At 61.5% G+C, this 16,713-nt stretch carries 17 protein-coding genes; 13 read left to right on the forward strand and 4 right to left on the reverse strand.

Annotated elements, in window-relative coordinates:
- From HKL97_RS08615 to fabG, 6 genes are all read left to right on the forward strand, one after another.
- A partial coding sequence (locus tag HKL97_RS08615; RefSeq protein ID WP_291424389.1) for a hypothetical protein occupies positions 1–269 on the forward strand: 269 nt, incomplete at its 5' end.
- A 24-nt stretch (positions 270–293) separates the two neighbouring features.
- Positions 294–1,553: a hypothetical protein gene (locus tag HKL97_RS08620; RefSeq protein WP_291424391.1), complete on the forward strand. Its 1,260-nt coding sequence runs from the start codon at positions 294–296 to the stop codon at positions 1,551–1,553.
- A gap of 11 nt (positions 1,554–1,564) precedes the next feature.
- On the forward strand, positions 1,565–2,743 hold the full coding sequence (locus HKL97_RS08625) for a beta-ketoacyl-ACP synthase (protein ID WP_291424393.1): 1,179 nt from the start codon (positions 1,565–1,567) through the stop codon (positions 2,741–2,743).
- Positions 2,740–3,564: a beta-ketoacyl synthase chain length factor gene (locus HKL97_RS08630; RefSeq protein ID WP_291424395.1), complete on the forward strand. Its 825-nt coding sequence runs from the start codon at positions 2,740–2,742 to the stop codon at positions 3,562–3,564. The genes HKL97_RS08625 and HKL97_RS08630 overlap by 4 nt, the downstream gene beginning before the upstream one ends.
- Positions 3,561–4,001: a phosphotransferase gene (locus HKL97_RS08635; protein ID WP_291424397.1), complete on the forward strand. Its 441-nt coding sequence runs from the start codon at positions 3,561–3,563 to the stop codon at positions 3,999–4,001. The genes HKL97_RS08630 and HKL97_RS08635 overlap by 4 nt, the downstream gene beginning before the upstream one ends.
- Positions 3,998–4,717: a 3-oxoacyl-ACP reductase FabG gene (gene fabG, locus HKL97_RS08640; RefSeq protein ID WP_291424399.1), complete on the forward strand. Its 720-nt coding sequence runs from the start codon at positions 3,998–4,000 to the stop codon at positions 4,715–4,717. Before HKL97_RS08635 ends, fabG begins: the two co-directional genes overlap by 4 nt.
- On the opposite strand, the gene HKL97_RS08645 is transcribed toward fabG, so the two are convergent.
- From HKL97_RS08645 to HKL97_RS08655, 3 genes are all read right to left on the reverse strand, one after another.
- On the reverse strand, positions 4,698–5,453 hold the full coding sequence (locus HKL97_RS08645) for a glycosyltransferase family 2 protein (protein WP_291424401.1): 756 nt from the start codon (positions 5,451–5,453) through the stop codon (positions 4,698–4,700). The genes fabG and HKL97_RS08645 overlap by 20 nt on opposite strands.
- 10 nt (positions 5,454–5,463) lie before the next feature.
- Positions 5,464–6,792 (reverse strand): NAD(P)/FAD-dependent oxidoreductase, encoded by a 1,329-nt coding sequence (locus tag HKL97_RS08650; protein ID WP_291424403.1) that lies wholly within the window; start codon positions 6,790–6,792, stop codon positions 5,464–5,466.
- A gap of 124 nt (positions 6,793–6,916) precedes the next feature.
- Entirely contained in the window at positions 6,917–8,074 is a 1,158-nt protein-coding gene (locus HKL97_RS08655; protein WP_291424405.1) for a hypothetical protein, read from the reverse strand.
- Between HKL97_RS08655 and HKL97_RS08660 the strand changes: the two genes are divergently transcribed.
- Complete coding sequence (locus HKL97_RS08660; protein ID WP_291424407.1) at positions 8,073–8,924, forward strand: SDR family NAD(P)-dependent oxidoreductase; 852 nt, start codon at positions 8,073–8,075, stop codon at positions 8,922–8,924. The genes HKL97_RS08655 and HKL97_RS08660 overlap by 2 nt on opposite strands.
- Before the next feature lie 9 nt (positions 8,925–8,933).
- Here HKL97_RS08660 and HKL97_RS08665 read toward each other — a convergent pair whose 3' ends face one another.
- The gene (locus HKL97_RS08665) at positions 8,934–9,983 is read right to left on the reverse strand and encodes a LacI family DNA-binding transcriptional regulator (RefSeq protein ID WP_291424409.1); all 1,050 of its coding nucleotides are present in this window, start codon (positions 9,981–9,983) and stop codon (positions 8,934–8,936) included.
- Positions 9,984–10,224: 241 nt separating this feature from the next.
- Between HKL97_RS08665 and HKL97_RS08670 the strand changes: the two genes are divergently transcribed.
- From HKL97_RS08670 to HKL97_RS08695, 6 genes are all read left to right on the forward strand, one after another.
- Positions 10,225–11,739: a sugar ABC transporter ATP-binding protein gene (locus HKL97_RS08670; protein ID WP_291424411.1), complete on the forward strand. Its 1,515-nt coding sequence runs from the start codon at positions 10,225–10,227 to the stop codon at positions 11,737–11,739.
- A gap of 142 nt (positions 11,740–11,881) precedes the next feature.
- Positions 11,882–12,742 carry an ABC transporter permease gene (locus tag HKL97_RS08675; protein WP_291424413.1) on the forward strand — a complete coding sequence of 287 codons (861 nt, stop codon included), beginning with the start codon at positions 11,882–11,884 and terminating at the stop codon, positions 12,740–12,742.
- Between the two features lie 50 nt (positions 12,743–12,792).
- Entirely contained in the window at positions 12,793–13,755 is a 963-nt protein-coding gene (locus tag HKL97_RS08680; RefSeq protein WP_291424455.1) for an ABC transporter permease, read from the forward strand.
- A gap of 57 nt (positions 13,756–13,812) precedes the next feature.
- Positions 13,813–14,808, forward strand: coding sequence for a substrate-binding domain-containing protein (locus HKL97_RS08685; RefSeq protein WP_291424414.1), 996 nt, complete (start codon positions 13,813–13,815; stop codon positions 14,806–14,808).
- A gap of 69 nt (positions 14,809–14,877) precedes the next feature.
- A complete protein-coding gene (locus HKL97_RS08690) occupies positions 14,878–15,765 on the forward strand; it encodes an NAD(P)-dependent oxidoreductase (protein WP_291424416.1) in 888 nt (295 codons plus the stop codon).
- On the forward strand, positions 15,716–16,669 hold the full coding sequence (locus HKL97_RS08695) for an NAD(P)-dependent oxidoreductase (RefSeq protein ID WP_291424418.1): 954 nt from the start codon (positions 15,716–15,718) through the stop codon (positions 16,667–16,669). Before HKL97_RS08690 ends, HKL97_RS08695 begins: the two co-directional genes overlap by 50 nt.
- Positions 16,670–16,713: the final 44 nt, after the last annotated feature.

Below are 16,713 nucleotides of genomic sequence, written 5' to 3' on the forward strand. Positions count from 1 at the left end.
CCACAGTACCCGAGCAGCACTTGCTCGGCTGGCTTACCGCGCATCTCGCTGGCGGGGTGGCCTCCCCGGCGCTTTATCTCGGTTACGGGCAGCAGGACCGCTTCGCGCCCGGACACCGGCTGCTGGCGGCGCATCTTCCCCCGGAGCGGGTCGTAGCCCTCCCGGGCGGGCATGACTGGCCGACCTGGGTGGCGCTCTGGCGCGATCTGCTCGCCCGGTCCCCCTTCGGCCCGCGCACGGGCGATGCTGGACGCTGCGCGGCACCGTGAATATAGTGGCGGGTACGGAGACTGATGGGTACGGCAAACATGGGCACCGATGACGTCGCGCTTGCCATCCCCGGCACCGCCGAGACAGCCCATGCGGCTGCCTTGCCCAACGATACCGCCTACGAACGCCTCTACCCTTACTATGCCGAGCTTTGCGCGCTCTCCGAATTTCGCAAGAAACCCGGCTTCGGCGCAACGCTCAGCAGCGGCATGGGCGGGCATTCGCTGCTTTACCTGAACGGTGTGCGGCTCGACCGCGCGGCCGGCTATCCGGTGCTTAGGCTCTGCGCACCGGATGAAGCGCCAGGCGAACACGGTGCGGGCATCAGCGTGAATTCCCATTACAAAAACGCCAACTGGGTGGCGGCGGAGGGCCGCGCGTTCCTGATGCGGGGCGCGCTGGAGGCAGGCGAACCTCTGACGCGCGAGGCCTATGCCCGCACCCAGGAGCGGGCCAAGGCGATGGGTGTGTTGGACGGCGTGGAATTTCACGCGCATTTCTTCCGCGATAAGCCGGCCGGCATGTCCGATCACGACTACATGTACGAAATATCGGTGGTGACGGATTACGGCGTCCGGTTCGGCCGCGATGTATTCGGCGCGCGGGTGCCGCTCGACCGCGCACGCATGCAGGCTGTGATTGATTATCTCAACGCGCTCAATCAACCTTACCGGGATGGGCTGTGTCAGTACAACTGGAAGCTCTTCAATGATAACTGCTCGCATGTCGGGCATAACGCGCTGGCGGCGGCTGGTGTCTGGGCGCCCTGGCCGACAGGGCGTTTTTTTGCTCTTGCCGCTTTCAAATTTCCCGTGCCGAAGAACGAGTTTGTTGATCTGATGCTGCGCGCGCACGATTTGCCGCTGGAGAATGCGCGCGCGCTGTACAAGGACAGGCATGCCCGCGCTGCGTTGCTGCACTGGGGCGTATTGCCGGCGGGACCGGGAGCGCTGGCTGTGGCCGGGCGGGCGATTGCCCGCAACGATGTTTATGATGTTGAGCGCCTGCGCCTGATTTTTTACGACAATCCCTTCTGGGGCCCGTACCGTTTCCGGTTCAGGCGCATTTTCGCAGACCCGCGCTATACGGATTTGCACGCGAATCTGCGCCATTTCGCGGCGCGCTATGCGGCGGCCGCGCGCCGGGGGGGAGGGCATTCCCCGGCAGGCGCTGCGCAGAAATTGTTTTACGCCCGGTATAGAGAACATATCGCCAGCGAGGCGCTCAGGCTCGAAGCCATGCTCGCCCGCCTGCGCGACGAGCCGCCAAAGGCCATGCCGTGAGCCCGTTGGTAATGAGCGCGTTTTCCGTGACGACCTGCCTGGGTGCCGGGCGCGCGGCGACGCTGGCCGCGTTGCGCGAGGGGCGCGGCGGCCTCGCGCCCTGCCGTTTCGATGAGTTGCCCATCGATGCCTATACGGGTGAGGCAGAAGGGCTGGATGCGCACCCGCTTACAGGTGAATGGGCAGGGTTCGATTGCCGCAACAACCGGCTGGCGGCGCTCACCTTGGGGCAGGATGGCTTTTTGGAGGCCGTGGCAGCGGCAAAATCGCGCCATGGCGCGGCACGCATCGGCGTGTTCGTGGGCACCAGCACATCAGGCATATTGGAGACGGAAGTAGCCTACCGTCATCGTGATCCCGCAAGCGGCGTACTGCCGGCCGGTTTCGATTATGCGCGCAGGCATAATACCTATGCGCTGGGGCGCTTTGTGCGGGAATATCTTGGCCTTGGCGGCCCGGCTTTCGCGGTTTCCACCGCCTGTGCCGCCACCTCGAAAGTTTTTGCCAGCGCCGCGCGGATGATCGCCACCGGCGTCTGCGATGCCGCCGTCATCGGTGGCGCGGACACGCTTTGCGCCACCACGCTGTTTGGCTTCCATGCGCTCGGCGTGATGGCGCAGGGGCCATGCCGGCCTTTTGATGCCACGCGCGGCGGCATTTCAATCGGCGAGGGGAGCGGGTTCGTGTTGCTGGAACGCCCGCGCCCGGAACATGGGGCGGATGATGTGCTGCTGCTGGGCACGGGCGAGAGCTCCGATGCGCATCACATGTCCTCGCCGCACCCGCAGGGCGATGGCGCGCGCGCGGCGATGGCGCAGGCGCTGGCGGCGGCGCGGCTCCAGCCTGGGGATATCGACTATATCAACCTGCACGGCACCGCGACGCTGGTGGGCGATGCGGCGGAAGACCGTGCCGTGTCCGCCCTGTTTGGTAACAGGGTTCCCTGCAATTCGAGCAAGGGCTTCACCGGCCATACGCTGGGCGCCTCCGGCGTGGTGGGGGCGGTGTTCGGCGCGCTTGCCATCCAGAACGGCTTTCTGCCGGGCAGCCCGCACACCCGGATGCTCGATCCCGCCTTTACCAGCCTTTATGTCCGCACCGGGCGGGAGGCGCGCATCAGCCGGGTGCTCTGTAATGCCTTCGGTTTCGGTGGCGTGAACTGTAGCCTGATTCTTGGGCGGGCGGTATGATGCGTGTCTACCTGGAAGGGATCGGCCTGTTCGGCCCTGGGCTGCAAGGCTGGGCGGCGGGCCGGGAGGTTCTGGCCGGCCGCCAGGCGTATGAGCCGGTTGCGGCCCCGCTGCCGCCGGTGGAGATGCTGCCCGCCAATGAACGCCGCCGGGCGCCTAAAATCGTCAAGATAGCTCTGGCCGCCGGTGCCGAGGCCTTTGCCGCCGCCGGGCGCGACCCGGCCGCGGTGGCAACGGTTTTTGCCTCTTCCGGCGGCGATGGCGATACGATCCATGAGATTCTTTCCACGCTGGCCTCACCGCAGCGTGAGCCTTCCCCCACGCGGTTCCATAACTCGGTGCATAATGCGGCGGCCGGCTATTGGAGCATCGCCAGCGGCGCCAAGGCGGCCACGTCCAGCCTGTGCTGCCATGACGGCAGCTTCGCCGCCGGATTGCTGGAGGCGGCTGTGCAGGCGGTGGAATCAGCAGAGGCGGTGGCGCTGATCGCCTATGACGTTCCTTATCCAGCGCCTTTGTCGGAGGCGCGGCCTATCGGTGCTGCATTCGGTGTTGCATTGTTGCTGTCGCCGCTCCCCTCGGCGGCCGGTTTCGCACGGCTCGCTTTGGCCATGAGGCTGGGCGCGCCGGAATACAGCCGGGGCGCTTCACCCGCGCTGGAGGCCTTGCGCCGGAACACCCCGGCGGCGCGTTGCCTGCCGCTGCTGGCGATGTTGGCGGGCAGCGGCGGGGGAGAGGTTATGTTGGAGTATCTGCCGGACCTGGCGCTGGAGGTCGCTGTCACCCCGCGCCCGGCATCCGGTTGGGAGGATGTGGCGTGAGCGTTCTGGGCCGCGATAAGATTCTGGGGATGATCCCCCATGCCGGCGCTATGTGCCTGCTCGACGAGGTGCTGTCCTGGGACAAGGATTCGGTGCGTTGCCTTTCGCGCCGCTACCGGCAGGCGGATAATCCGCTTCGCCGCGCGGATGGCACGCTGGGTGCGGCCTGCGGCATCGAGATCGCGGCGCAGACGATGGCCGTGCACGGGCGGCTGACCGCGGGACAGGGCGGTGCGCCGCGGCCGGGCTATCTGGTGAGCTTGCGCGACGTGCGGCTTCAGGACGCGCTGCTGGACGGTGCGGCCGGGCCGCTCGTCATCGGCGCCCAGCTGTTGCAGGGTGATGGTTCGGGCGCCACCTATGAGTTTGCCATCACGGCGGAGGGTCGAACATGGCTCACCGGGCGGGCGACCGTCTTGTTCGGGGCGGTGCGATGAGCCGCGCGCTGGTTACCGGGGGCAGCGGCACGATCGGCGCCGCCATCGCCGCTGTCCTCGCCGCTGCGGGGCATCATGTCTATGTTCACGCCCATCGCCAGCCCGAGCGCGCCCAGGAGGTGGCGGCTGGGATCGTTGGCCGGGGCGGGACGGCCGAGGCTGTGCGCTTTGATATCACCGATGCCGCACAGACGCAGCTTGCCCTGGCGCATCTGCTGGAGGCCGGGCCGATCCAGATTCTTGTGAACAATGCCGGTATCCATGACGACGCGGTGATGCCGGGAATGCGCCACGAGCAATGGGCGCGCGTCATCGATGTCTCGCTCAATGGCTTCTTCAACGTCACCCAGCCGCTGTTGATGCCGATGATCCGCTCGCGCTGGGGGCGGATTATCAATATCTCCTCCGTGGCGGCGGTGATGGGCAATCGCGGCCAGGCCAATTACGCGGCCGCCAAGGCTGGGTTGCACGGGGCGGCGCGCACGCTGGCGCTTGAGCTTGCCAGCCGGGGTATCACGGTGAACACGGTGGCGCCGGGTATTATTGAATCTCCAGAGACCGCAAAGGTTTTCCCCAAAGAGGCGATTGCCCGTATGGTCCCGATGAACCGTGCGGGCCGGCCGGAAGAGGTGGCGGATCTCGTCGCCTTCCTGGCCTCCAGCCGCGCGGGCTATATCTCGGGTCAGCTTATCTCCATCAATGGCGGCATGGCCTGAACCGGCGGCGCAGCAGACTGCCCAGCAGCCGCATGTGCATGGCGGTGAGACGAAGATTGTCCCGCCCGTAGCGGAAATGCGAGACGCCGCCTTCCGCCGCGCGGAAATAGCGCACCTGCGCCGGGCGGTTGCGCACCGGCACGCCCCGCCAGCACAGCCGCACCAGCGCTTCGGTGTCAAAATCATAACCCCGCATATGCCTGCTCGCCTCCATCTCGGCACGCAGCGGCGCCAGCGGATAGACGCGCAGGCCAAACAGCGCATCACCGATATCGGCCTGCGTCTCAAGCCGCGCCAGCACGTTTGAGAGCCGACGCCCCAACACGCGCAGGCGTGGCGCCGTGGCATCGAACACCGGCAGGCCAAGGATCATCGCCGCAGGGTTTTGTTGCGATTCTTCTATGAAGCCGGGAATCTCGGCGGCGGGATGCTGGCCATCGGCATCCATCACCAGCACATGCGTGAAGCCTTGGGCCTGGGCTGCGCGCAGCCCCGTGAGCACTGCCGCCCCCTTGCCGCCATTGCGCATCCGGTGGATGAGCCACAGGCCCGGTTCTTCCCGCGCCAAGGCGGCCAGGGGGGCATCGCTGCCATCGGTACTGGCGTCGATAACGGCGAGAACCGGCCGCCAGCAGCGCAACGCTCCGGTGATGGTCTCCAGCAGCTTGGGGCCGGTATTGTAGCTGGGGATGAGGACGATATGGGTCGATGAGACGATTTGTGCCGGGGGCTGCATGGCAAACCCTTTACGGGCGGGCTTCGCCCGGTGTGCCGGCCGCCACGCCGCGCGGCTGGCCGGTGAGGCGGAAACGCAGATGCGAGAGTTTGGTGATGTAATATAGCATCTGGAACAGTTGAAGGCGCCGCCGGACCCGCCAGCCATCGAAAATCCCGCCGGCGAGCAGCGAGAGCACGGCCTCTTCCACGCGAAATATGTTGCGTGGCGACATGAACAGGTTGCGCATCGCAGGTTCGCGGATGCGGTAGATGAACCAGGTGAAGGAGCCAGCCGCCTTGCGGACGGCGGTGTCATAGCGTTTGAGCGCGCGTGCGGCGCGGGCCGGCCGGCGCAGGCAGGTTTCCACTGCATCGGCGGCCCAGAAACCGCTGAGCATGGCGAGGTACACGCCGGTGGAAAACACCGGGTCGATAAAGGCGCAGGCATCACCGGCCATGAGGAAGTGCCGCCCGCTCGTGGTGCTGGAGAGGTAGGAGTAATTGCCCGTGGCGCTCACCTCGCCCACCAGTTCGGCGTCTTGCAGGCGGCTGGCGATCTCGGGGCTGGAGGCGATGATGCCTCGGAAAAAGCTGGCCAGATCGGTATCTCGCGTCTTGAGAAATTCGGCGGGGCAGACGGCGCCGATGCTGGTCGTGCCGTCGGCGAGGGGAATGAACCAGAACCAGCCATGGTCGAACCAGACGATGCTGATGTTGCCTTGAGCCTTGCCGGGCAGGCGCCGCGCGCCGGTGAAATGGCCAAAAATGGCGGCGCTGTTGTTGCGCGGGTTGCGTGTCTTGGTGCCGAGCTGAGAGGCCAGCAGCGTGTCGCGCCCTGTGGCGTCCACGATGAAATCTGCACGCCATTCATGTTGCGCGCCGGTTTCATCGCGGGCGGTGACGCGCGGGTTTTCATCCGCCGGGAATTCAACCGCCGTGACACGGCAGGATTCGATAATTTGCACGCCCTTGGCGGCGGCATTTTTCAGCAGGATATGGTCGAAGACCGAACGGCGCACCTGAAACGCATAGGGGAAGCGCTTGTCCCATGCGTTCGCAAAATCGTAGTGCACGGTTTTGCCGTGGAAGGGGGAAACGAATTCGATGCCGTGCTTGTGCATCGCGCTCGTCTCGATCTGGTCGCGTATGCCCAGCCTGTCCAGCAGTGGCAGGTTATGCGGCAGTAGCGATTCGCCAATATGGAAGCGTGGATGCCGGTCTTTCTCCAGCAGTACGACACGGTGTCCGCGCTCGGCGAGCAACGCCGCGGCAGTGGACCCCGCAGGGCCGCCGCCGATGACCAGCACATCACAATTGGGCGGTGTGGGTGTTGCTTCGATCTGCCGATGTTCCCTCACGCGCCGAATGCTCCCTACTTGCCGCCCTATCCACCGCAGAATCATTCAGCCGCACTAAGCCACAGCTCCACAGTTTTGGCCAGCAGGGCACTGCGGGAAATCGTTTCCGGCTTGCTGCCCGGATTCACGGCTCAGGCAAATGGCAGGCTTCGATTTCCAGCAGAAGGTCAGCCCGGCAAATATCGCCCTGCAAATGAATGCGCTGGCTATCTGGGCCAAAGAGCGCTGTGACGGCGCGATCGACCGTCTCGCGGCAGGAGGGATCGCGCAGGTAGGTCTTTACCGCCCAGTCGCCGGGTCCGCCAGCGCAGCCGGCCACTTTGGTCAATGCGTGCAGATTCGCCATCGTTTCCGCGAGCTGGGCCTCTACATCGCCGCGATGGCGTGTTTCGTGCCCCACTATGCTGGCTGTCCCCGAGATGAACAGGCTTTGCGCCCCAGCGGGGCCATGCCTGCAAGCGCGTGAAAAGCTCGGGCTGGTGGGGCCGTAGATGGGCGGATAAGCATAGGCGCTAGTCTGGCGCGGGTTTTCGATGGCTTCAGCCGCCGTGCGCGCGGCGAGAAAGTAGATGACGGATACTCCATGATGTCCTCCCACGCCACTCGCGGCAGGCGGCACAGGCTGCCGCAGCCTGGCAGTGAAGGCATTCTGGCGCCCGGTATTGAACCGCCGGTAGCGCTCCATCCCTTGTTCATCTTCGGTGATCGCGGTGAGGTAATTCCAGAACCGGATTGGTTCCCTGAACCCGGCCTGGTCCAGGAAATCAAAAATATAAAGATAAGCGCGTTCAACGGTCTGCTCGAGGGGGATGGTTCCAGCCTCGTCCAGAACGAGCGCGCCAAACGCTGTCTCCGCGCTGCAGGACCCGCTAACGGGGCCAATTTGAGTATGGGTTGCCGGTGTGCTGGCTGTCCAGACCTCAAATATTTTGTCGCCGGCTACGGCGGGTTGAAGCGGAGCCGCGATAAAAGGGCAGGCGGGATGCAACCCCGCGGGCCGCGCCGCGCCGTAACCGGCCACGCCAAGAATATGGTGCGCGCTCTCGGGTGAGAGAAGGTGTGCAAGATCACGCTCGTAATGAACTCTCAATGGAGCACCTGCTTCGTTTGGCGAGCCAGCTGAAATGGCAAGGCTGAATTTTCCTTGGTTTTCATTTGCACAAAACGGCTGTGAGCAAAAGGGCGGCGGGAGTTGGCGCGGGGCGCAGGTGCCCCTATATGCTGAGTGCCAGGGCGGGAAGCACGCTCGGCATCGTCGTACAGCGCATGGGAGCAGCAGCATGACCACACACCCCGCACTTGAGCCTGGCCGCGTCGCCGTTGTGACCGGCGCGGCAAGCGGCATTGGCCGTGCCGCGGCTTTACGCTTTGCCGCATTGGGGCTGAAGGTCTGCCTGGTGGATCTGGCCTCCGGCGCGCTGGAGGCAGCGTGCGCGGCGGCGGCGGCGGCAAGCCCGCTGGGAGCCCCCGGTGTTATGGCCGCGCCAGCTGACGTTAGCAGCATTGCGCAGGTGGAGGCCCTGGCGGAGGCCGTCTACGCCCGTTTTGGCGAGGTTGCGGTGCTGATGAACAACGCCGCCACCGGCGCATTTGGCGGGCCGTGGGATCGCCTCGAGGTCTGGCGCCAGGTTCTGGAGGTCAATCTGTTCGGCGTTATCAACGGCGTGCAGGTTTTCACCCCGCGGATGCTCGCCCAAGGCAACGCCTGCGCCATCATCAATACCGGCTCCAAGCAGGGCATTACCTGTCCGCCGGGCAATACGGCCTATAACATGAGCAAGGCCGGGGTAAAGGTGCTGACGGAGGCGCTTGCCCATGGCCTGCGAAACGAGTCCGGCGCGAACATCACGGCTCATCTGCTCATTCCCGGTTCAACCTTCACGGGGATGACTGCCGGTAACCTCAAGGAAAAACCCTCGGGCGCCTGGAGCGCCGATCAGGTGGTGGATATGCTGCTCGCCGGCCTGGACGCCGGGGATTTTTATATTCTTTGCCCGGATAACGAGGTGACGCGCGAGACCGATAACAAGCGGATTCTCTGGGCGGCGCAGGACATCATCAACAACCGCCCCGCGCTGTCGCGCTGGCATGCCGATTACAGGGAAGATTTCGCCGCCTTCCTGCGCGCGTAGCGTTGGGGGTTATGTACTTTCCCGCGCCGCGAGTTCCAGCCCGACGTTGACGCGCCGCGCCGCCGGGCTGCCGCCCGAGATTCGCGCCAGCAGCATTTCCGCCGCGGTATGGCCCATGAGCTTGCGTGGTGAGATGATCGTGGTGAGGGCCGGGGTGACCAATGAGCTGACCGGCAGGCCATTGAAGCCCGCGATGGCGATGCGTCCGGGAATTGCGATACCGTCCCGCTGGGCACGCAAGATGGCGCCCACCGCCATTTCATCATTGGCGAAAAACAGCGCATCCAGCTCCGGGTTGGTTTTCAGGATATCTCCAAGCGCGTTCCAGCCAAGTTGCTGGCTGCCGCCTCCCGGATAATCAAACAGCATATCGCACGCGTTTTTGCTTTCCAGCAGGCGCCTGTGCATGCCATCGTAGCGCTGCCTTGCGCGGTAGTCATCGCGCAGCCTTGTGCCCACGAAGCCGATTTTCCGGTACCCGCGCGCGAGCAAATGCTCTGCCATCTCCATGCCGGCGCGAAAATGCGAGAGGCCGACATTCATGTCGATGCAGCGCGCCCCGTACTCCATCATCTCCACCACCGGCAGCCCGGCATTTTTGAGGATGGTGTTGGTGCGCGGCAGATGCCGCAGGCCCGCGATCATCACCCCGGGCGGTGCCCAGCCGAGCAGCGCCGAGACCAGCTCGGCTTCCCGCTCCAGGTTATAGTCGGTGGTGCCCAGCAACAACTGGTAACCGTGCGCCGTCAGCGTTTCCTGCACGCCTTCAATCACCTCGATAAAGACGACATTCGAGAGAGACGGAACGATGACCGGGATAACCTTGGTTTTGGCGGAGGCGAGGGCGCCGGCCATGCGGTTGGGCACATAGCCGAGTTGATCAACCGCCGTGCGAATACGGCTGCGAAGCGTCTCCGAGACGCTGTCCGGGTTATTCAGCGCGCGCGACACCGTGATAGGCGCAACCCGCGCAAGGGCCGCGACATCCGCCAGTGTGACCGAGCCATGGCTGGCGCGGCGGCTATCGGTGTTCGTGGTTTCAGGCGGGGCTTTATCCAAAATGCCTTGTCTTTCTATGGCCTTGGGCGATTCTACGCATGTTTACTTCCTCTTGCTGGTCTCGTCCAGGGGAGAGAAAAAGAAAAATGGTAGCGCTATCAAAAATCATGGTTGCGCTGTCATTCGGGGTCATGTATAACATGCAAGCGGCCTGACAAATGAGAATCGAGGTTCGCGTAGGGAACGATAATTGGTGGAAATTTCAAAGAATTTGCCTCGGGAAGCCGTCGTGCAGGATTTGATGAGCCGCACCCCCGGCCTGCTGGCTGCAACCGGGATTGATAAGCGCTTCGGAGCCAACAGCGTCTTGCGCAATGTCTCCTTGGCGCTGGCGCCGGGCGAGGTGCATACCTTGATGGGCGAGAACGGAGCTGGAAAATCCACGCTTTTCCGTATTCTCGCCGGAATTCACCAGCCCGATGCCGGGCAGATCAACTTGGACGGCGCCACGCTCGACCTGCGCAACCCCAGCGCGGCTTATGGTCACGGCATCTATCTGGTTCCCCAGGAGCCGGCATTGCTGAAGGAACTGAGCGTCGCGGAAAACATGTTCCTCGGGATGCTCCCCACGCGCGGCCGGTTCCCTTCCCGCATCGACTGGAAAACCATCCGCGGCCAGGCGCAGGACTCGCTCTCGGCGCTCGGGCTGGATGTGGATGTGCGTGATGATGCCAAGCACCTGAGCATTGCCCAGCAGCAGCTTGTGGAGTGCGCCAAGGCGCTGTTGCGCGGCTGCCGGATTATTTTGTTCGATGAGCCGACATCCCCGCTCACCGGCCGTGAGGTGGGAATTTTATTTAGCATCATGCGCCGGTTGCGCGGGCAGGGCTGCACGCTTGGCTTCATCAGCCATCGTATGGACGAGGTGAGCGAGATAAGCGACCGCGTAAGCGTCCTGCGCGATGGCGCGGTAACTGATGAGGTGGGCCGCGACGGGTTCGACCGCGCTCGCCTGGTCCGCGCCATGGTGGGACGTGAGGTGATTTTTGATCGCAGGCGGGTTCGCCGGGAGGCTGAGGGTGAGCCGGTGCTGAGTGTGCGCGGCCTGGCGCACGCGCCGGTGTTCTCGGGGGTGGATTTTGATGTCCGGCCCGGTGAGATCCTGGGTTTTTCCGGGTTGATCGGCTCCGGCCGTACAGAAATCGCCGAGGCGGTGTGCGGCTTGCGCGCGAAGTCAGCGGGCAGCGTAACCTTGGCCGGCCAGGACATCTCCGCCTCATCAATTGGCGATATTATCGAGGCCGGGCTGGTGTATGTGCCTGAAGACCGCGCGCGCCATGGGGTGATTCTTCCCATGTCGATCCGTGATAACGCAACCGCCGGGCAGATCGGCCGGTTGCAGCGCAAAGGCGGCATCCTCAACCGCGGACGTGAAGTCGCGATCGCCACAGATACGATGCGCCGCTACCAGGTGCGCGCGCGCGGGATTGATCAGCCGGTCGGCCAGCTTTCCGGCGGCAACCAGCAGAAGGTCGTGTTCGGCAAATGGATGAGCACGAACCCGAAGGTTGCCATTCTCGACGAGCCGACGCGCGGCGTGGACGTTGGCGCGAAAGATGAGATTTACCGCTTGATCGAGGAATTGTCGGCGCAGGGTATGGCGATTGTCGTCATCTCCTCGGAGTTGGAAGAGTTGATCGTGCTATGCGACAGGGTGATTGCGATTTACGGCGGAAAAATCGCGGCCGAATTAAAGGGGGCGGATGTGACCGCCGCACGTGTCGGCGCCGCTTTCCTTGGCGTGGAGGCGCATTGAGATGAGCAGCACCGCCACAGCCGTATCGGATCCCAGCCGCCGTAAAAAATCCAGGCCGCGCCGCAGGGAGCTCCGTGAAGTCACGCTTCTGGTGGCGATATTTGCAGTGGTGCTCGGCGTCGGAGTGCTACGGCCAAGCTTTATGTCCTTCAGCAATATCGAATTCATGGTCCTCAGCTCCGTTGTGCTCGGGCTGGTCGGCATCAGCCAGACCTTCGTTATCATAACGCGCGGGATTGATCTTTCAGTCTCCGCCGTTCTGGGGTTGAGCGCGATGGTTTTCGGGCTGCTCTCCACCACATCCAGTATGCCGCTCTGGCAGGCTTTGCCGCTTTGCCTGGCCATGGGTGCGGTGCTTGGCTGTTTCAACGGTTTTTTGGTCGCTTGGTTGAAAATTCCGCCGATTATCGCAACGTTGGGGACTTACAGCCTGTATGGCGGGCTGACATTTATCTATTCCAACGGGCTGCAGGTGGACCAGGTCTCGCCAAATTTCGCGGCGTTTGGCAATGATAATCTCATCCCCGGGCTGCCGGTGCCAACGCCGGTGCTTGCTCTTGCCGCTGTGGCCGCTGCTGCCTGGTTCGTCCTGAACCACATGAAATTTGGCCGCAATATTCTGGCAATCGGCAACAATGCCGCCGCAGCCTATAACGCCGGTATTTCCGTGCGCCGCACGCTGCTGGCTGTGTATACCATCTCCGGCGCGCTGGCGGCTTTTGCCGGGCTCGTGTTCGTGGCCTATACCGGGTCAGCCACAGCCACAACCGGCACGGGCGACCATGTCGAGCTGCAATCCATCGCGATCGCGCTGATCGGCGGCACGGCGATCGCGGGCGGGCGGGGCAATCTTGCCGGCACAGTAATCGGCAGTGTGTTCCTGAGCGTTGTCATCACCGCGCTGGTGTTTCTGCAAGTTCCCGCGATCTGGTATTCGGCGGGTGAGGGGTTGATGATCCTCGCCGCCGTTACCCTTGGCGCAAGACGGAGTGTGAATCCATGAGATATCTATTTCCCAGCCAACCATGGGACCGTGCGCTGGTCGCGATCTTGGTGGCGCTGTTCTCAGGGTTCTGCATTCTCACACCTGGTTTTTATAATGGCTTTCACGGTACCCTCGCGATCACCGAAGAGTTTCTGCCGTTCGGCTTTGTGGCTTTAGGACTTTCGGTAGTTATTTTAACCGGCGGCATTGACCTTTCAGTTGGTTCCATCTCGGGGCTTGCGGCTGTCATCATGGCTATCCTCATTAAATCCTACGGCTTGAATACCTGGCTTGCGGTGTTGGTGGCTGTTGGCGCCGGCGGCGGCCTTGGGTGGTTGAACGGGCAGATTATCACCCGCCTGCGCGTGGAACCGCTGATTGCGACATTGTCCACGAATTTCATCTATTCCAGCATTGCGATCGCGCTTGCCGGCGCATCGCCGCCTTACGGCTTCGGCCACGCATTCGGTGAACTTGGAACCGGCGCCATAGCGGGCTGGGTGCCCGTGCAGTTAGTGATATTTATCGTCCTGGCCATCGGGTTTTCGGTGCTGATTACCCGCACCGGATATGGCCGGCGGTTGGTGATGATCGGCTATAACCGGGATGCGGCGCATTATGCTGGTGTTTCAGTTGCCTCGGTTGAGCGGCGTGCCTATTGCATCAGCGGCGTGATGGCAGCTTTCGCGGGTATTGTTCTCGCATCGTATTACGATGCTGTCCGTGCCGATATGGGCGATATCCTGCTGCTGACTTCGATCACCATGGTCGTGCTGGGTGGCATTAGTATATTCGGCGGCGAAGGCGGGATTCTCGGCGTAACTCTCGCGGTGATGATCCTTGGTGTTCTTCGCCAAGGGATGCTAATCGCCGGGTTTTCAGACATGGTGACCACAATGCTGATCGGCGCGATTCTGCTCTCATCCATCGCCATAAAAAATCTATTCTCCAGCCGGGGTTTTGATTTTGGCTCTATAATCCGGCGCCTTTCCTTTTTGCGCCCGCCGGAGCGCATGACCTCAAGATCCTAGAACAAAACACCGGATTACGTGCCTGCGACGATAACAAAAAACTCATGTAGGGATATTATGAAGTCACTTATCAAAATGTTATTGGTTTCCGCCAGCCTGGGTGCCATGGCAACGGCCGCTCATGCACAGACCTCGATTGACACATCGAAGACCATCAAAGTTGCGATGGTTCCGAAGCTGATCGGGCTTTCGGTCTTTAAGGCCAATGAACAAGGGGCGATCGAAGCCGCGAAATCGCTCAACATCAATTTTCTCTACACCGGCCCGGTGACAGCATCCGCGCAAGGCCAGGTTGATATCATCAACAGCCTCGTTGCACGGAAGTTTGATGCGATCACGGTGACGTCGAACAATCCGACGGAGCTTGCGCCATCGCTGAAACGGGCGATGGCTCAAGGTATCGCTGTGGTGAGCTATGATTCCGATGTTTCGCCCGATGCGCGGGATTTCTTCATTCAAAATACCGCCTATCCGGCGATGGGCAAGGCGTTGGTAGATTCGGTTGAAGCCTATGCCGGTCCGAACGCGCAAGTCGCCATTTTGTCCTCAACGCCAGATGCGGCTATTCAAAATGCATGGCTGGGTGCGGTAAAAACCTATATGGCAGCAACCTATCCAAATATGAAAATCGTGACGACGCAATATGGTCAGTCAAGCCCGTCGCTGTCGCTGTCCGCAGGTTTGAATATTCTGCATGCCTATCCGCAGGTAACCGCGATTATCGCGCCGGATGGCGCAGCGGAAGTGGGCGCCGCCGCGGCGATTGAAAAACTTGGCCTTCAGGGTAAGGTTTTTGCAACCGGCGCGAGCGATCCGAACTCGATCCGCCAATACGTCAAAGATGGCGTCATCAAGGCCAGCCCGCTTTGGGATGAGGTGGGAGAAGGTAAGCTGGTTATGTATGTGGCGCGTCTCGCCGCGAATCATGCACTGAAATCAGACGACACCTTTACCGTGCCAGGGCTTGGCACCTATACTGTCAATAACAAGGTGATCATCTTTAGCAAGCCACTTGTTTTTACCGCTGAAAATATCGATAAATACAACTTTTAAAACCATCGCGGCAATCCGCCGGTTGGAGAAGGCCGGCGGATAAGACCTACATACCATGGAGAGCAGTGAATGAAACGGATAGTATTTACAGGCGGCAGCGGCAAGGCGGGAAAGCACGCAGTGCAGCATCTCGTGGAGCACGGTTACCGCGTGCTGAATATCGACACTAAACCGCTTGATAATCCGCAAGTCCGTACCTTAATCACGGATCTCACCGATCAGGGCCAGGTATTCAATGCGCTGTCGAGCTATACCGGCTTGCATGAATTCGATGCATCGCTGCGGCCTGAACCAATTGATGCGGTCGTTCATTTTGCTGCGATTCCGCGCATCATGATCACGCCCGATAACGAGGTGTTCCGCATCAACACGCTCAGCACCTATAACGTTATCGAAGCTGCGGTAAAGCTTGGTATCAAAAAAATCATCATTGCCTCTAGCGAGACGATTTACGGGCTGGTATTCGCCAACGAACCGCGCGACCCTGTTTATTTTCCTCTGGATGAGGAATACCCGGTTGATCCGATGGATAGCTACGCGCTCTCCAAACTTTGTAACGAGAATACTGCCAAGGCTTTTGCGCTGCGCTCCGGCATTGATATATATTCAATCCGTATCGGCAATGTAATTGAACCACATGAGTATGCGAACTTCCCCAAATTCTTCGCCGATCCTGGTTTCCGGAAGCGGATTGCGTGGAGCTATATTGACGCCCGTGACCTAGGGGAGATCACCCGGCTTGGGATCGAGAAGAACGGTTTGGGCTTCCAGGTGTTCAACGGCGTCAGTGGCGATACTTCGTCCGACCTTCCAACGGCTGAGTTGCTTCGCCGCTTCTATCCGAACGCGCCGGTGCGCGGCACGCTCGGAGAATTTGAAACACTGCTCTCCAACCGGAAAACATGCGATGTCCTCGGATTCAAACAAGCTCATTTCTGGCGCGACTATGTCAAATAACCCGAATACCCCAGAGCGGATCGGTTTCATCGGCGTAGGGCTGATGGGCCATGGCATGGCGAAGAATATTCTTGAAGCCGGTTATCATCTTACAGTTCTGGCAAATCGTAACCGCGTGCCGGTCGATGATTTGCTGGCGCGTGGCGCCGCGGAGGCAAGTTCCGCGAAGGCGTTGGCGGAAGTGGTCGACATCGTCTTTCTTTGTGTCACGGGTAGTCCGCAGGTCATTTCCATTATCAATGGCGAAAATGGCTTGGCGGCGGCAGGAAAAAAGCTGTTGATCGTTGATTGTTCGACCTCCGATCCGTCCATTACGACGGCGCTGGCGGGGGAACTCGCAGGCCGGGAGATCACGCTAATCGACGCACCGCTCAGCCGGACACCGAAAGATGCTTGGGCCGGTACGCTCGATGTGATGATTGGCGGGGCGGATAAGGATGTCGCCAGGGTAAAGCCGATTATCGAGTCGTTTTCACAACGGATGGTCCACACCGGCCCAACCGGAACCGGCCACACGATGAAACTGCTGAATAATTTCATATCTTTGGGCTATGGCGCGCTCTATTCGGAAGCGTTGATGCTAGGCGCCAAAGCTGGATTGCGCGCGGATATATTCGATCAGGTGATTCGGGGCGGCCGAATGGACTGCCCATTCTATCAGACATTTTTCAAATATGTGATAGAACGTGATCGTGATGCGCATAAATTCACGCTCAATAATGCGCTGAAGGATCTTACCTACCTCTCTGCCTTCGCCATCAACGCGGGTGCCGCGAATCCTGTTTCCGCCGCGGTGCGCAATTCCTATGCGCTTGCCATAGGTGCGGGGCGGGGCGATGATTATGTGCCAATGCTCTCGGATATTGTTGCCGCTCTCAACGGCATCAATCCGCAACCAAGCTGAGAGACAGTCAAACTCTGCATGTATTCTTATAAACACGGCCTGTT

The organism is Acidocella sp. (assembly GCF_013044125.1).
GTDB lineage: Bacteria > Pseudomonadota > Alphaproteobacteria > Acetobacterales > Acetobacteraceae > Acidocella.

Bases quoted from the DNA above. Each gene is read 5' to 3' on its own strand.
- HKL97_RS08620 (WP_291424391.1), top strand. From the start codon at position 294: ATGGGTACGGCAAACATGGGCACCGATGACGTCGCGCTTGCCATCCCC.
- HKL97_RS08625 (WP_291424393.1), top strand. From the start codon at position 1,565: ATGAGCGCGTTTTCCGTGACGACCTGCCTGGGTGCCGGGCGCGCGGCG.
- HKL97_RS08630 (WP_291424395.1), top strand. From the start codon at position 2,740: ATGATGCGTGTCTACCTGGAAGGGATCGGCCTGTTCGGCCCTGGGCTG.
- fabG (WP_291424399.1), top strand. From the start codon at position 3,998: ATGAGCCGCGCGCTGGTTACCGGGGGCAGCGGCACGATCGGCGCCGCC.
- HKL97_RS08645 (WP_291424401.1), bottom strand. From the start codon at position 5,453: ATGCAGCCCCCGGCACAAATCGTCTCATCGACCCATATCGTCCTCATC.
- HKL97_RS08660 (WP_291424407.1), top strand. From the start codon at position 8,073: ATGACCACACACCCCGCACTTGAGCCTGGCCGCGTCGCCGTTGTGACC.
- HKL97_RS08655 (WP_291424405.1), bottom strand. From the start codon at position 8,074: ATGCTGCTGCTCCCATGCGCTGTACGACGATGCCGAGCGTGCTTCCCG.
- HKL97_RS08670 (WP_291424411.1), top strand. From the start codon at position 10,225: ATGAGCCGCACCCCCGGCCTGCTGGCTGCAACCGGGATTGATAAGCGC.
- HKL97_RS08675 (WP_291424413.1), top strand. From the start codon at position 11,882: ATGTCCTTCAGCAATATCGAATTCATGGTCCTCAGCTCCGTTGTGCTC.
- HKL97_RS08685 (WP_291424414.1), top strand. From the start codon at position 13,813: ATGAAGTCACTTATCAAAATGTTATTGGTTTCCGCCAGCCTGGGTGCC.
- HKL97_RS08690 (WP_291424416.1), top strand. From the start codon at position 14,878: ATGAAACGGATAGTATTTACAGGCGGCAGCGGCAAGGCGGGAAAGCAC.
- HKL97_RS08695 (WP_291424418.1), top strand. From the start codon at position 15,716: ATGTCCTCGGATTCAAACAAGCTCATTTCTGGCGCGACTATGTCAAAT.